This is a genomic window from Pseudomonas sp. R3-18-08, from assembly GCF_003852065.1.
Classification (GTDB): domain Bacteria; phylum Pseudomonadota; class Gammaproteobacteria; order Pseudomonadales; family Pseudomonadaceae; genus Aquipseudomonas.
In genome coordinates this window covers 73,084-87,020 of the sequence record NZ_CP027729.1, presented here as the reverse complement: position 1 = coordinate 87,020, position 13,937 = coordinate 73,084, and the positions used below count along the sequence as shown (strand labels likewise).

Annotated in this window: 14 protein-coding genes; 7 read left to right on the top strand and 7 right to left on the bottom strand. The window is 61.2% G+C overall.

The features are described from left to right. Window positions 1-47: 47 nt before the first annotated feature. From C4J92_RS00420 to C4J92_RS27075, 5 genes are all read right to left on the bottom strand, one after another. Window positions 48-2,102 (bottom strand): GGDEF domain-containing protein, encoded by a 2,055-nt coding sequence (locus tag C4J92_RS00420; protein ID WP_124402604.1) that lies wholly within the window; start codon window positions 2,100-2,102, stop codon window positions 48-50. After that, window positions 2,099-2,977, bottom strand: coding sequence for an endonuclease/exonuclease/phosphatase family protein (locus C4J92_RS00415; protein ID WP_124402603.1), 879 nt, complete (start codon window positions 2,975-2,977; stop codon window positions 2,099-2,101). The genes C4J92_RS00420 and C4J92_RS00415 overlap by 4 nt, the downstream gene beginning before the upstream one ends. A 10-nt stretch (window positions 2,978-2,987) precedes the next feature. After that, window positions 2,988-3,623 (bottom strand): thiol:disulfide interchange protein DsbA, encoded by a 636-nt coding sequence (gene dsbA / locus C4J92_RS00410; RefSeq protein ID WP_124402602.1) that lies wholly within the window; start codon window positions 3,621-3,623, stop codon window positions 2,988-2,990. 168 nt (window positions 3,624-3,791) lie between these two features. Continuing rightward, window positions 3,792-4,403, bottom strand: a complete 612-nt coding sequence (locus C4J92_RS00405; RefSeq protein WP_124402601.1) for a cytochrome c4 — start codon at window positions 4,401-4,403, stop codon at window positions 3,792-3,794. Between the two features lie 33 nt (window positions 4,404-4,436). Further along, window positions 4,437-4,583 (bottom strand): cytochrome C, encoded by a 147-nt coding sequence (locus C4J92_RS27075; protein WP_372237514.1) that lies wholly within the window; start codon window positions 4,581-4,583, stop codon window positions 4,437-4,439. Window positions 4,584-4,849: 266 nt separating this feature from the next. Between C4J92_RS27075 and yihA the strand changes: the two genes are divergently transcribed. Then, window positions 4,850-5,491, top strand: coding sequence for a ribosome biogenesis GTP-binding protein YihA/YsxC (gene yihA, locus C4J92_RS00395; RefSeq protein WP_124360645.1), 642 nt, complete (start codon window positions 4,850-4,852; stop codon window positions 5,489-5,491). A 268-nt stretch (window positions 5,492-5,759) separates the two neighbouring features. On the opposite strand, the gene polA is transcribed toward yihA, so the two are convergent. Continuing rightward, entirely contained in the window at window positions 5,760-8,555 is a 2,796-nt protein-coding gene (polA, locus tag C4J92_RS00390; protein WP_124402600.1) for a DNA polymerase I, read from the bottom strand. Window positions 8,556-8,629: 74 nt separating this feature from the next. Between polA and C4J92_RS00385 the strand changes: the two genes are divergently transcribed. Both C4J92_RS00385 and C4J92_RS00380 read left to right on the top strand, forming a co-directional pair. Then, the gene (locus C4J92_RS00385; RefSeq protein ID WP_124360643.1) at window positions 8,630-8,920 is read left to right on the top strand and encodes a DUF2782 domain-containing protein; all 291 of its coding nucleotides are present in this window, start codon (window positions 8,630-8,632) and stop codon (window positions 8,918-8,920) included. 55 nt (window positions 8,921-8,975) lie between these two features. Continuing rightward, the gene (locus C4J92_RS00380) at window positions 8,976-9,929 is read left to right on the top strand and encodes a homoserine kinase (RefSeq protein WP_124402599.1); all 954 of its coding nucleotides are present in this window, start codon (window positions 8,976-8,978) and stop codon (window positions 9,927-9,929) included. A 143-nt stretch (window positions 9,930-10,072) separates the two neighbouring features. On the opposite strand, the gene C4J92_RS00375 is transcribed toward C4J92_RS00380, so the two are convergent. Further along, window positions 10,073-11,002 carry a zinc ABC transporter substrate-binding protein gene (locus C4J92_RS00375; RefSeq protein ID WP_124402598.1) on the bottom strand — a complete coding sequence of 310 codons (930 nt, stop codon included), beginning with the start codon at window positions 11,000-11,002 and terminating at the stop codon, window positions 10,073-10,075. 58 nt (window positions 11,003-11,060) lie between these two features. Here C4J92_RS00375 and zur point away from each other — a divergent pair, with 58 nt between their 5' ends. The 4 genes from zur to C4J92_RS00355 are packed head-to-tail and all read left to right on the top strand — an operon-like array spanning window position 11,061 to window position 13,866. Continuing rightward, on the top strand, window positions 11,061-11,543 hold the full coding sequence (gene zur, locus C4J92_RS00370; protein WP_124365291.1) for a zinc uptake transcriptional repressor Zur: 483 nt from the start codon (window positions 11,061-11,063) through the stop codon (window positions 11,541-11,543). Beyond that, window positions 11,543-12,328, top strand: coding sequence for a zinc ABC transporter ATP-binding protein ZnuC (znuC, locus tag C4J92_RS00365; RefSeq protein WP_124360639.1), 786 nt, complete (start codon window positions 11,543-11,545; stop codon window positions 12,326-12,328). Before zur ends, znuC begins: the two co-directional genes overlap by 1 nt. Next, window positions 12,321-13,109 carry a zinc ABC transporter permease subunit ZnuB gene (znuB, locus tag C4J92_RS00360; protein ID WP_124360638.1) on the top strand — a complete coding sequence of 263 codons (789 nt, stop codon included), beginning with the start codon at window positions 12,321-12,323 and terminating at the stop codon, window positions 13,107-13,109. Before znuC ends, znuB begins: the two co-directional genes overlap by 8 nt. 37 nt (window positions 13,110-13,146) lie before the next feature. Next, entirely contained in the window at window positions 13,147-13,866 is a 720-nt protein-coding gene (locus tag C4J92_RS00355) for a PA5502 family lipoprotein (RefSeq protein ID WP_124402597.1), read from the top strand. Window positions 13,867-13,937: the final 71 nt, after the last annotated feature.

Below are 13,937 nucleotides of genomic sequence, written 5' to 3'. Positions count from 1 at the left end.
ACGTAACGTCAAATCCCAGGCGGCGAAATTACAAAATGGAACATCTTTTACGCCGCCTGCACCTGGTTACGTCCCGCCGCCTTCGCCCTGTAAAGCGCCTCATCTGCGCGCTTGAGCGCCAGGTCACTGCGCTCGCCTGGTTGAAACTGCGCGACCCCCATGGATACCGTGATGGTTACCGGCACGCCCTTGAAGTGAAACGGGCAAGCCTCGATGGCCGTCCGCAGCCCTTCACCCACGGCCAGGGCATCCGCCAAGGCTGAGTCGGGCATCAGCAACACAAATTCTTCGCCGCCAAAGCGCGCAATAAAATCGGTCGGCCGCAGGCGCTTGCGCAGCACACTGGCAATGATCTTCAGTACTCTATCGCCGGCCAAGTGGCCGTAACCGTCATTGATGCGCTTGAAGTGGTCCAGGTCCAGCATGGCCAGTGACAGGCTGTTGCCACGTTGATGCCAGGCATTGACCTCCTGATCCAGGCGATCACTCCAGGCTGCGCGGTTGGGCAGGCCGGTGAGTGGATCGATCAGCGCCTTCTGGCGCTGTATTTCCAAATGTTCACGATAGCCCTGGGCTTCCTGCTCCATGTTCGCCACCCGCTCCGCCAGGCCCTGGAGGCGCGCGGCCACTTCCTGTTCGCGTTGGTCGCGCTGCTGGCGGTGTTCGTCCATGGTGCCGAGCAAGCCTTCAAGGTGGCTCTCCAGCAGTTGCTTGAGGCTGTCCAGATCGGCAGCTTCCTGCACGCTGCTTTGCAGGCCGTCCACTTGCTCGCGAATCTGCGTGTCCAACTGGCGCGCAGCAGAGCGGCTGTCGGCGTGACCCTCGCTGGCAACCTGCAGATGGCCCTGGAATGCCTCAAGGCGCTCGTTGAGCTGTTTAAGGTAAGCCTCGAACTCATGCTGGCCGCTGTCGGTGACGGCCAACATCAGCACCGCCAGGTCATCGAGAATCGGCAGCAGTTCGTACCAGTTCAAGCCGTGGGCAAGGCGTTCGCGCATGGCTTCGGCCTGGGGCCGGTGACGCTCGGGCAGGGAGAGGTCTTCCAGCAGGCCGAGCAAGGTGTTTTCAATATGCTGGGCAACTGAGCTGTAGGAAGGCTCCGGCGAATCGGGCAGGGCGTAGAGCGCCTCCGATTGCAATGCATCGGGATCAGGCTCTGCGGTATCCCATACAGGCGGGAGGGAAAGGCTGCCGATGAGGGTTTCTTCAGGCGTGTCGACGGAGTCTTGGGGCTCTTCGATAAAGGCAGCAAGTGCGCTTTCGGGAGCGGCTTCCTCAGCCGGCGCTTCAGGCGCCACCGGTTCAGGGGTTTTGTCAGGCGTGACCGCGATTGACGTTTGAGCAGGCGCTTCGAACTCAAACTTAGCGCCGGCGGGCACTGGCTCTTTGACCGGTGCAACGGCCTCAGGCTCGGCGGCCGTCACTGTCTGTGGCAACGGTGCAAACGCGCGCAAGGCTTGTGCCATTTCTTCGGACTGGGCCGGCTCCTCTGGCTCAGGGGCAAGTTTTGGCGCAACGGATTTTGCCGCAGGGAGCTCCTCGGGCTCAGGTGCGGAGGTGTCATTGGAGACCTCTTTGGCACCAAACAAGCGTTGCAACAAACCGGGCCCGGAGCGTGGGGTTTCACCCTCTGGCTCCAGGTTTTGCAGCGCCTGCTCTTGCAGGTTGCTCAACTCGCTGAGCAGCAGCGGAATTTCCCGCGCCTGCCCGACCCGAGCGTCGAGCTGCTTGGCGAAGGTCTTCAGCGGGCGCGCCACCTCACGGGGCAGCGGCAGTTTCTGCAACTGCGCGACCAGGGCGGTGAGGGCGGAACTGATCTGGTCAACCCGCGTTTCGCGACGCTGCTCGGAATCCAGCACGGCCTTTTCCAGACGCGGCAGCAGGGCAGCCAGGGCAGCGTCCATGTCGTCGGTGCGCACCACATCGCGCATTTCCTTCATGCATTGATCGACAGCGCGGTCAGTGCCTTCGGCCGCCAGCGTGCTGCGCACCAGCCCTCGGCGTAGCAGGTCGAGGCGGGCGGCCCAGCGGCGTTCGAGCTTGTCTTGTTGCTCGATGCTTTTAAGGTATTTTTCTTTCCAGCGCTGGGCGTCGTCGCTCATGCAAGAGGTCCGCGAGGGCCTGGGCTCAACGCGGGTAATGCATCAGCCGTAAGCGAACCCGGCAGACGAATCTCTACCGCGACCGGCAGGTGATCGGAAATGGGCTGCGCCAGCACCTGCACACTTTCCAGTGTGAGGCTCGGGCTGAGCAGGATATGGTCCAGACAGCGCTGCGGACGCCAGCTGGGAAACGTTGCCTCGACCTGCGGCGCCAGCAGGCCGAGGTCGCGCAGCGGGGAATTCTGCAGCAGGTCAGTGGCATGGGTGTTCATGTCACCCATCAACACCTGGTGCTTGTAGTTGCCGATCAAGTCGCGCACGTAGGCCAACTGAAGGTTGCGCGTACGCCCGCCGAGGGCCAGGTGCATCATCACCACCACCAACGCTTCCGGACCTTCGCCAAAACGCACAAGGATCGCGCCACGCCCTTTGGGGCCCGGCAACGGGTGATCCTCAATGACGGTCGGCTTCAAGCGGCTGAGCACGCCATTGCTGTGCTGCGCCAGCCGCCCGAGGTTGCGATTGAGTTGCTGGTACCAGTAGGGGAAGGCGCCGAGCTGGGCAAGGTGTTCTACCTGGTTGATGTAGCCGGAGCGCAGGCTCCCGCCGTCGGCTTCCTGCAGGGCAACCAGGTCGAAGTCGCTGAGCAGGTCGCCGATTTTTTGCAGATTGCCGGTGCGCCCTTTGTGCGGCAGCAAGTGCTGCCAGCCACGCGTGAGGTAGTGCCGATATTTCTCGGTACTGTTACCCACCTGGATATTGAAACTGAGCAGGCGCAGGCGGCTGTCTGCCGGCAGGCCTGTGGATTCCAGATGATGTTCGTTGACCCGCGGATCATGCAGGCCTACAACGCGTTCGGTACCCCAGCGGCGCATGGCGAGCCCCTTACTTGGCTGCGCGCTCTTTGGCGATCAGCTGGTCAGCGACATTGAGCGTCTGTTCAGGGCCACCGGTACTGCCCAGGTCGAAACGGTACTTGCCATTGACGATCAGGGTCGGTACGCCTTGCACGCCATACTTCTGCGCGAGTTCCTTGGCCTGTTTGATCTGGCCCTGGATGGCAAAGGAGTTGAAAGTGGCCAGGAACTTGTCTTTATCGACGCCTTGGGTGGCAACGAAGTCAGCCATTTCTTCTGGCGTGGTCAGGCGCTTGCCTTCTTTCTGGATGGCGTTGAATACCGCGTTGTGGACCTTATGCTCCACACCCATGGCTTCCAGGGTCAGGAACAGTTGGCCGTGGGCATCCCATGGGCCACCGAACATGGCCGGAATGCGCTTGAAGTTCACGTCCTTGGGCAGCTTTTCGGCCCAAGGATTGATGGTCGGCTCAAAGGCGTAGCAATGCGGGCAACCGTACCAGAACAGCTCCACCACTTCGATCTTGCCGGGTACTGAAACCGGCACCGGGTTAGCCAGTTCAACGTAGGTTTTACCGGCTTCAAGCGGCACGTCAGCAGCTTGTGCGGTTATGCCGAAGAGACTGGCAGTGACGAGGGCGGCGCTGAGGATCAGATTACGCATGCTTTACTCCTGGACAGATACGGTCGCCTCACGCGACCTTTAGGTGTGACAGGTCTACGCGGACATGAGTTCGTTAGTGTAACGGCAGCCGCCACAAAAAAGGGCGGCCGTAGCCACCCTTTTTATGCTTGCATCGATGGATTAATCGAGCGTTAACGTTGCAGGCTGTCAGTGCAAGCCTTGGATGTAACTGGAGATTGCCGCAATGTCTTCGTCACTCAGTTTACGGGCGATGGTGCGCATGGTCATTGCGTCGCCATCGTTGGCGCGGCCGGCTTCTTCTTTGCGGAAGTCGGTCAACTGCTTGGCGATGTAAGTGGCGTGCTGGCCACTCAGGTGCGGGAAGCCTGCCGCGGCGTTGCCTGCGCCATTGGGCGAATGGCAGCCGGTGCAGGCGGGCAAGCCCCTGTCGAGGTCGCCCCCACGAAACAGCTTCTCGCCACGGGCGACCAGTTTCGGATCGGCAGCTCCCACACTGCCTTTCTGACTGGCAAAATACGCCGCGATGTCAGCCATGTCCTGATCGCTGGAGTTGGCCAGCAAGCCGGTCATTTCCAGCACCACGCGCTTGCCATCCTTGATGTCGTGCATCTGCTTGGTCAGGTAACGTTCACCCTGGCCGGCGAGTTTGGGGAAGTTCGGTGCCGGGCTGTTACCGTCCGGTCCATGGCAAGCACCACACACGGCGGCTTTCGCCTGCCCTGCGGTAGCGTCGCCTGCAGCATGGGCGACACCGGTGATGCCCAATGTCAACAGCAGACTCACGATCAGTTTGTTCATCAGCTAATCCAACTACGGCTAAGGGTTTAAGAGTTATCTACCGGGTTTACTCACCATCAACTCAATGATGGCCTGGTAATCCTCAGTACTGCAGTCCTTGCACAAACCACGCGGCGGCATTGCCTTGAAACCCCGGGTCACGCGTTGCACCGGCATGACCACGCAAACTCGGTTGTACAGCGCTTGCGGTTCCTGTGTAGCCTGGGCGCTTTAACGCGCGATCAGGACACCGAAGCGAGTCACCATCAGGTCATACATCGACCTGTTCAGGGTTTGAGAGCGTTTTGCGTTCTAATGCGCAATGAAGGTCTTTCGCTCCCGTGAACTTCGTCCTTCGCTGGGACAAAGCACACACAAAATCTGCGGCATTATATACTGGCGCTACTGAAACGGAAACGACACCGCTTGCCGCACCCTTTTTCGGCACCGCCCACATCGGAAATCTCATGCAACTCAAGAATCCCATCCTCGGCCTGTGCCAACAGTCCACCTTCATGCTCAGCGCCGCCAAAGTGGACCAATGCCCCGATGACGAAGGCTTTGAAGTCGCCTTCGCAGGCCGTTCCAACGCCGGTAAGTCCAGCGCACTGAACACCCTGACCCACGCCAGCCTGGCACGCACCTCGAAAACCCCAGGTCGCACGCAGCTGCTCAACTTCTTCAAGCTAGACGATGATCGGCGTCTGGTCGACCTGCCGGGCTACGGTTATGCAAAAGTCCCTATCCCATTGAAGCTGCACTGGCAGCGTCACCTGGAGGCTTACCTGGGTGGCCGGGAGAGTTTGAAGGGGTTGATCCTGATGATGGACATCCGTCATCCAATGACCGATTTCGACCTGTTGATGCTCGATTGGGCGGTCGCCAGCGGCATGCCGATGCATATCCTGCTGACCAAGGCCGACAAGCTGACCTACGGCGCGGCCAAGAACACTCTGCTCAAAGTGCAGACCGAGATCCGTAAGGGTTGGGGCGACGCAATCAGCATCCAACTGTTCTCCGCGCCAAAGCGCATGGGCCTCGAAGACGCCTACACTGTACTGGCCGGCTGGATGGAATTGGCGGACAAAGGCGCTGAGATCGCCGAGTAACTTTTGCGCGGGCAAAAAAAACCCCGGACTTCGTATGGGGAGGGAAGTTCGGGGTCCAAGTTCCGGACCGCTAGGGCGGGGTCCAGATATCTGCCAACACTTAACACAACATAGGAGCATTGAAGGGCTTCACCACCCATTCAGTAACTCTGAGTGACAGTTCACAGGTTAAGTTCCGGCGGGTTCAAAAAACTCTTGGAAATAACTGACGGCAGTTTCCGATCTAAAGCGCCGTGCCATCACGCGCGGTGATGGCGCAGCCGCAGAATCAATGGGCCTCGTCCCAGTTATCGCCAACGCCCACGTCCACCACCAGGGGCACGTCCAACTGCGCGGCGGCGCTCATGTGTTCGCGGATTCTCTGGCTGACCTCCGGGATCAGATCCTCACGCACTTCCAGTACCAGTTCGTCGTGCACCTGGAGAATGACCTTGGCGTCCAGGCCAGACTCGGTCAGCCAGTTGTCCACCTTCACCATGGCTTTCTTAATGATGTCCGCCGCCGTGCCCTGCATGGGCGCGTTGATCGCGGTGCGCTCTGCCGCCGCGCGTTCCTGAGGCTTGTTGGAGTTGATATCCGGCACGTACAGGCGCCGCCCGAAGAAGGTTTCCACAAAACCCTGGTCCGCCGCCTGGGCGCGGGTGCGCTCCATGTATTCGCGCACGCCGGGATAGCGGGCGAAGTACACATCGATATAAGCCTTGGCGGTCTTGGTATCGACGCCAATGTCCTTGCCGAGCTTCTGGGCGCCCATGCCGTAGATCAGGCCGAAATTGATCGCCTTGGCACTGCGGCGCTGGTTGGAGGTGACCTCGGTCAATTCAACCTTGAATACCTCGGCGGCCGTGGCGGTGTGCACGTCCAGGTCATTGCGAAAGGCGTTCATCAACCCTTCGTCCTTCGACAGGTGCGCCATGATCCGCAGCTCGATCTGCGAATAGTCCGCTGCCAGCAGCTTGTAGCCTTTGGGTGCGATAAACGCCTGGCGAATACGTCGCCCTTCGGCGGTGCGCACCGGGATGTTCTGCAGGTTCGGATCGCTGGAGGACAAACGCCCGGTCGCCGCCACCGCCTGATGGTAAGACGTATGAATACGCCCGGTACGCGGGTTGATCTGTTCCGGCAGGCGGTCGGTATAGGTGCTTTTCAGCTTGCTCATGCTGCGGTACTGCATGAGCACCTTGGGCAGCGGAAAATCATCCTCGGCCAGCTTGGCCAGCACTTCTTCAGCCGTGGATGCCTGGCCCTTGCCGGTCTTTTTCAACACCGGCATTCCGAGTTTCTCGTAGAGAATCGCCCCGAGCTGCTTGGGCGAACCCAGGTTGAACGCCTCGCCGGCGATCTCGAATGCCTGGCGCTCCAGCTCGACCATCTTGTTGCCCAGCTCGATGCTCTGGATGCCCAGCAGGGCCTTGTCCACCAGCGCGCCCTGGCGCTCGATACGCGCCAGCACCGGCACCAACGGCATCTCGATGTCCGTCAGCACACTGGCCAGGCTCGGGATCGCTGCCAGCTGCGCGTGCAGCTTCTGGTGCAGGCGCAACGTTACATCGGCATCTTCGGCTGCATACGGGCCAGCTTGCTCGAGGGCGATCTGGTCGAATGTCAGCTGCTTGGCGCCCCTGCCGGCGATGTCCTGGAAGCTGACGGTGTCGTGGTCCAGGTATTTTTTCGCCAGGCTGTCCATGTCATGGCGGGTCGCGGTGGAGTTCAGTACGTAGGATTCGAGCATGGTATCGAAGGCGATGCCCCGCACGGTGATGCCCTGCGCAGGGTCGCCGCCGATGGCGCAGTTGGCCAGGATATTCATGTCGAACTTGGCGTGCTGGCCGACCTTGAGCTTGGTCGGATCCTCCAGCAACGGCTTCAAGGCCAGCAGCACGGTGTCACGGTCCAATTGATCCGGCGCGCCAGTGTAGGCATGGGTCAGCGGAATATAGGCTGCTTCATGGGGCTGCACCGCGAACGAAAGCCCAACCAACTGGGCCTGCTGGGCGTCGATCCCGGTGGTTTCGGTATCGAAGGCAAACAATGGCGCGTCGTTGAGCTTCTTCAGCCACAGATCGAACGTGGCCTGGTCCAGGATGGTGGTGTAAACCGACTCCACCGGCACCGCTATCACCGCCTCAACCGACGCTTGGGCGACGGGCGCAACCTCGTTTGCCGTCTTGAGCTCGACACGCTTGGTATCGCGCTGGATCTCTTCGTACCAGCTCTTGAACTCAAGCAGCGTGTACAACTCAAGCAGCTTTTCGCGATCCGGCTCGATCAGGTGCAGGTCGTCCAGGCCGATATCCAGGGGCACGTCGATCTTGATCGTCGCCAACTGGTAGGACAGGAACGCCATCTCCTTATGCTCTTCCAACTTCGCCGGCAGCGTCTTGGCGCCACGAATCGGCAGGGTCGGCACAATGTCCAGCTGTTCATACAGCTCTTTCAGGCCGCCATTCACACCCACCAGCAAACCGGAGGCGGTCTTCGGGCCAATCCCGGGAACGCCAGGGATGTTGTCGGACGAATCGCCCATCAACGCCAGGTAATCGATGATTTGCTCTGGAGCGACGCCGAATTTCTCCTTTACGCCCTCGATGTCCATCGAACTACCGGTCATGGTGTTGACCAAGGTAATGTGCCCGTCCACCAGTTGCGCCATGTCCTTGTCGCCGGTGGAGATCACCACGGGACGGTCAGCGGCCGCACTGCTGCGGGCCAGTGTGCCGATCACGTCATCGGCCTCGACGCCTTCGACGCACAGCAACGGGAAGCCCAGGGCGATTACGCTCTGGTGCAGGGGCTCGATCTGCAGGCGCATGTCATCGGGCATGCTCGGGCGATTGGCCTTGTATTCGGCGTACATGTCATCGCGAAAGGTCCCGCCCTTGGCGTCGAACACCACGGCGAACGGGCTGTTCGGATATTGCCTGCGCAGGCTCTTGAGCATGTTCAACACGCCCTTGACCGCACCGGTGGGCAGGCCTTTGGAGGTGGTCAGCGGTGGCAGCGCGTGGAAGGCGCGGTACAGATAAGAAGAACCGTCCACCAGGACGAGAGGCGCTTGGCTCATGAGCAGGATCAACCTTTTCGGCGGGTCAGGCGCTAGAATAGCCGGACCAATGAAAACAAAGGGACAAGGTTATCATGCGTACATTCAATCGCCTGCTGTTCACTGGCTTGATTGCACTCGCTCCGATGGCTGCCATGGCGGCAGACGATGCGCCTTCGGCCGATCCGGAAGTGACCATTCGCACGGAAGGCGACAAGACTATCCAGGAGTACCGCCAAAACGGCTTTTTGTACGCCATCAAGGTCACGCCAAAAGGTGCGCCACCATATTTCCTGGTACGCGCTGACGGAACCGACGCGAACTTCATCCGTTCTGACCAGCCGGATATGCTGATCCCGTCATGGAAGATCTTCGAATGGAAATGATTCCCTAACTTCAACGGCGCCGCCCTGAGCGGCGCCCGTAATGGCAGTTTTAACCATGTCTGTGTTCACCCCCCTGGCTCGGCCCGAGCTGGAAACCTTTCTTGCCCCTTACGGGCTCGGCCGCCTGCTTGATTTCCAGGGGATTGCCGCCGGTAGCGAAAACACCAACTTCTTTATCAGCCTGGAACAGGGCGAGTACGTCCTGACCCTGGTTGAACGTGGCCCCGTTGCGGAAATGCCATTCTTCATCGAACTGCTCGACGTGCTCCACGACGCCGACCTGCCCGTGCCTTACGCCCTGCGCACCACCGACGGCGTTGCCCTGCGCACGCTGGCCGGCAAGCCGGCGCTGTTGCAACCGCGCCTGGCCGGCAAGCACATCAAGGACGCCAACGCCCAGCATTGCGCCCAGGTCGGCGACTTGCTCGGTCACCTGCATCTGGCGACCCAGGGCGACAAGGTGCTGGAACGCAAGACCGATCGCGGGCTGGATTGGATGCTCACTGAAGGCGCGCAGTTGATTTCGCACCTGAACGACGCGCAACAGCGGCTGCTGCAGGATGCCTTGAGCGAGATCCAGGCTCACAAGGCGCAGATCCTTGCCCTGCCGCGCGCCAACGTTCACGCCGACCTGTTCCGCGACAACGCCATGTTCGAAGGCACGCACCTGACCGGCCTGATCGACTTCTACAACGCCTGCTCGGGGCCGATGCTGTACGACGTCGCCATCGCCTTGAATGACTGGTGTTCGGATGCCGACGGCGTGATCGATGGGCAGCGCGCCCGTGCATTGCTGGGGGCCTACGCGGGGCTGCGGCCGTTTACCGCGAAGGAAGCCGAGCTGTGGCCGACCCTGTTGCGAGTGGCGTGTGTGCGCTTCTGGCTGTCACGCTTGATCGCGGCGCAGGCGTTTGCCGGGCAGGATGTGCTGATTCATGACCCGGCGGAGTTCGAGCAGCGCTTGGCGCAACGCCAGCAAGTCAGCGTCCACCTGCCGTTTGCGCTCTAAAGACCTGCTCAGTCCAAATGTAGGAGCGAGCTCGCTCGCGAAAAACGTCAACGATAACGCGTGCTTTCTGAATGAACGCGGTGCCTGTGAGTTTTTCGCGAGCAAGCTCGCTCCTACAATAAGCCTTAACGCTTGCCCCACCTTTAAAGTGACTCCAGACACCCGGTCAGGTCGTTGCCCAACTTCTCCAGCACCTGCTCATACCCCTGCGCAGTCGCCGGGGTGTAGCCACCCAGCGCGTCCAGTTCCGCCAGCTTCACCGGCAAACCTGCCACCAGCGTCTCTGCCAACCTTGGTCGCAACGGCGGCTCGCTGAACACACAGGTCTTGCCCACTTCCTGTAACCGCGTGCGCATCGCCGCCACATGCTGGGCGCCTGGCTGCACTTCGGCTGCAACGGCGAACACACCAGCGTGCTTCAAGCCGTAGGCGTCTTCGAAGTAATCAAAAGCTTCGTGAAATACAAAGTAAGGTTTGCCCTCAACGCTGGCCAAACGCTGCTTCAGGCGCACATCCAGCGCATCCAGGCGATCCTCGAAGGCCTTTGCGTTGCTCTGGTAACGCGCGGCGTTGGCCGGGTCGGCGGCACTGAGGTCAGCCGCCATACGCGCCGCGATCACCCGCGCATTCACCGTCGACAGCCACAGATGTGCATCCACACTGCCGGGGCGATGATCGTGGTCATGTTCGTCGGCTTCATCGGCGTGGGAGTGGCTATCTTCGCCGAATCGGCGCAGTTTCATGCCCGGCAGGTCCTGCACGGCCACCGTTGTCGCCGTACGGCCTTTCAGCACGCGCGGCAAAAATGTTTCCATGTCCGGACCGATCCAATAAAGCAGGTCTACCGACTGCACGCGCCGTACGTCGGATGGGCGCAATGCGAAGTTATGCGGCGATGCACCCGGTGGCAGCAACACCTCCGGAACCGCCACACCGTCCTGCACAGCAGCGGCAATCAGCTGCAGCGGCTTGATGCTGGTCAGCACCTTGACCTCGGCCTGAGCGGCGCCAGCCATGAACAAACTGGTGACAAATACGACAAAAACGGGAAAAAGTCGGGACACGATGACCACTCAATGGCGTAGGAACGGGTAACATAATAACGTCTCTATCAAATATCTGTCGCCGCTCATGCCTATAACACCGCTTGCCAGCCGTCCCCACGACCACTCTCACTGCGTTCACACCGCGCTGTCGGAGGCCGACACCCTGTGCGCGCAGAAGGGTTTGCGCCTGACCGCGCTGCGTCGTCGCGTGCTGGAGTTGGTGTGGCAAAGCCACAAGCCGCTGGGCGCGTACGACATCCTCGGCGTACTCAGCGAGCAGGACGGCCGCCGCGCTGCGCCGCCCACGGTTTACCGCGCGCTGGATTTCCTGCTGGAAAACGGCCTGGTGCACCGCATCGCTTCGCTCAATGCCTTTGTCGGCTGCAACCACCCGGAACACGCGCATCAGGGTCAGTTCCTGATTTGCCGCCAGTGCCACGCCGCCATCGAGCTTGAACAAAAAAGCATCAGTGACGCCATCATCAAAAGCGCCGCTGAGGTCGGCTTCAGCGTCGAAGGGCAAACGGTCGAAGTGGTCGGCCTATGCTCGGGCTGTCAGGGGGCTTGATGAGCAACGCGTTAATCCGCCTGGAGCAGGTTGGGGTCACGTTCGCCGGGCAAAATGTGCTGGATGACATTGCGTTGAGCGTGGAGCCGGGGCAGATCGTTACCCTGATCGGCCCCAATGGCGCCGGCAAGACCACCCTGGTGCGCGCCGTGCTGGGCCTGCTCAAGCCCGACCGTGGCAGCGTATGGCGCAGGCCCAAACTGCGCGTGGGCTATATGCCGCAGAAGCTGCACGTAGACCCGACACTCCCGCTTTCCGTACTGCGCTTTCTGCGCCTGGTACCGGGGGTTGACCGTGCCCGCGCGCAGGCGGCGCTCAAGGAAGTCGGCGCCGAACAGGTGATCGACAGCCCGGTGCAGAGCATCTCCGGCGGTGAAATGCAGCGAGTGCTGCTGGCCCGCGCGCTGTTGCGCGAGCCAGAGCTGCTGGTGCTCGATGAGCCCGTGCAAGGCGTCGACGTGGCCGGGCAAGCCGAGCTGTACAGCCTGATCACCCGCTTGCGCGACCGCCACGGCTGCGGTGTGCTGATGGTTTCCCACGATTTGCACCTGGTGATGAGCACCACCGACCAGGTGGTCTGCCTCAACCGTCACGTGTGCTGCTCCGGCCACCCGGAGCAGGTCAGCGGCGACCCGGCGTTCGTCGAGCTGTTCGGTAAGAACGCGCAAAGCCTGGCGATCTACCATCACCACCACGACCACGCCCATGATCTGCACGGCGCCGTGGTTGACGACCCCGCCGCACCCCACCCTCATGTTCATGGAGATAGCTGCAAGCATGGCTGATTTTCTGCTCTACGCCCTGCTGGCAGGCTTGGCTTTGGCGTTGGTAGCGGGCCCGTTGGGCTCGTTCGTGGTCTGGCGGCGCATGGCGTACTTTGGCGACACGTTGTCCCATGCCGCGCTGCTTGGCGTGGCCATGGGCTTCCTGCTGGATGTGAGCCCGACCATCGCCGTCACCGTCGGCTGCCTGCTGCTGGCGGTGTTGCTGGTGACGTTGCAACAGCGCCAGCCGCTGGCCTCCGATACGCTGTTGGGCATCCTGGCGCCAAGTACCTTGTCCCTGGGCCTGGTGGTGCTGAGCTTCATGCATGAAGTGCGCATTGACCTGATGGCCTACCTGTTTGGCGATCTGCTGGCGATCAGCCCTGTCGATCTTATGTGGATCCTAGGCGGCAGCGCGGCGGTGCTGGTGCTGCTGGTGAGCCTGTGGCGCCCGCTGCTGGCGATCACCGTGCACGAGGAACTCGCCACGGTGGAAGGTTTGCCCGTGCCGGCCCTGCGCCTGGCGCTGATGTTGTTGATCGCGGTGGTGATCGCTGTCGCGATGAAGATTGTCGGCGTATTGTTGATCACGTCGCTGTTGATCATTCCCGCAGCCGCCGCTCAGCGCCATGCTCGTTCGCCGGAGCAAATGGCAATCGGCGCAAGCCTGTTGGGCATGCTGGCAGTGTGTGGAGGCCTGGCGTTGTCATGGTTCAAGGACACACCGGCCGGGCCGTCGATCGTAGTATCGGCGGCCGCCCTGTTTCTGCTGAGTTTTGTCCTGCCCCGTCGAGGGGTGTAGACTTGCTCGCTTTTTGCGCAAATAGAGAGTCGCAGGAATGAAGCCGTTCACTTTCCGTTATCTGCTCCTTGCCGCATTTTCCCTGCTGCTGGGCGCCTGTCAAAGCACACCGCCCGCCGCCCCCGAAGCGCTGGATCCGCGTGCTGCGGCCATCGCGCAACTGGAGCAAAACCTGGCCAGCAGCGAATTGGCCACCGCCGAAGACCAGCTCGCCACGTTGCAGGCCCAATCGCCCAACGATCCGGCGCTGGAGGCTTACCAGCGGCAATTGGCCGAAGCCTACCTGCAGCGCAGCCAGATCGTGCTGCAAAAGGGCGACGTCAACGCCGCCGCCACAGCCCTGAGCCGTGCCCGCGCGCTGATGCCCAAGGCCCCGGCCCTGACCGGTGGCGTCAACAGCGCCATCAGCCATGCGCGCAAAGCTGAGCTGGATCAGGCCGAGGCCGCCTTGAAAGCCGCCGAAGCCAAGCCCGCCGCCAAAGTCATCGACCCGGCGGCGCCGAGCACCACCGTGGCGTTGAACCTGGCGGATGTCGAAGCCATGCGCCATCAGCTGGATGCCATCGCCACCGACGTGGTGAATTACCACTGCGACGTCAGCATTCAGGTGCCACGTACCGAGGATTACCCGTGGCTGGCCACGTTGCTGACCAAACGGGTGAAGCGCATTGATGCAGGGTATGACCTGAAGATTCACCGGCAGATTTTGAAACACATTCCGGCGCAGGTTGTGTTGATTCCGCGTAAGGCAGACTGACAAAAGCATCGGGGGCTTGCCCCCTCCCACATTTTGAACTGTGAATACATTCAAATTGTGGGAGGGGGCTT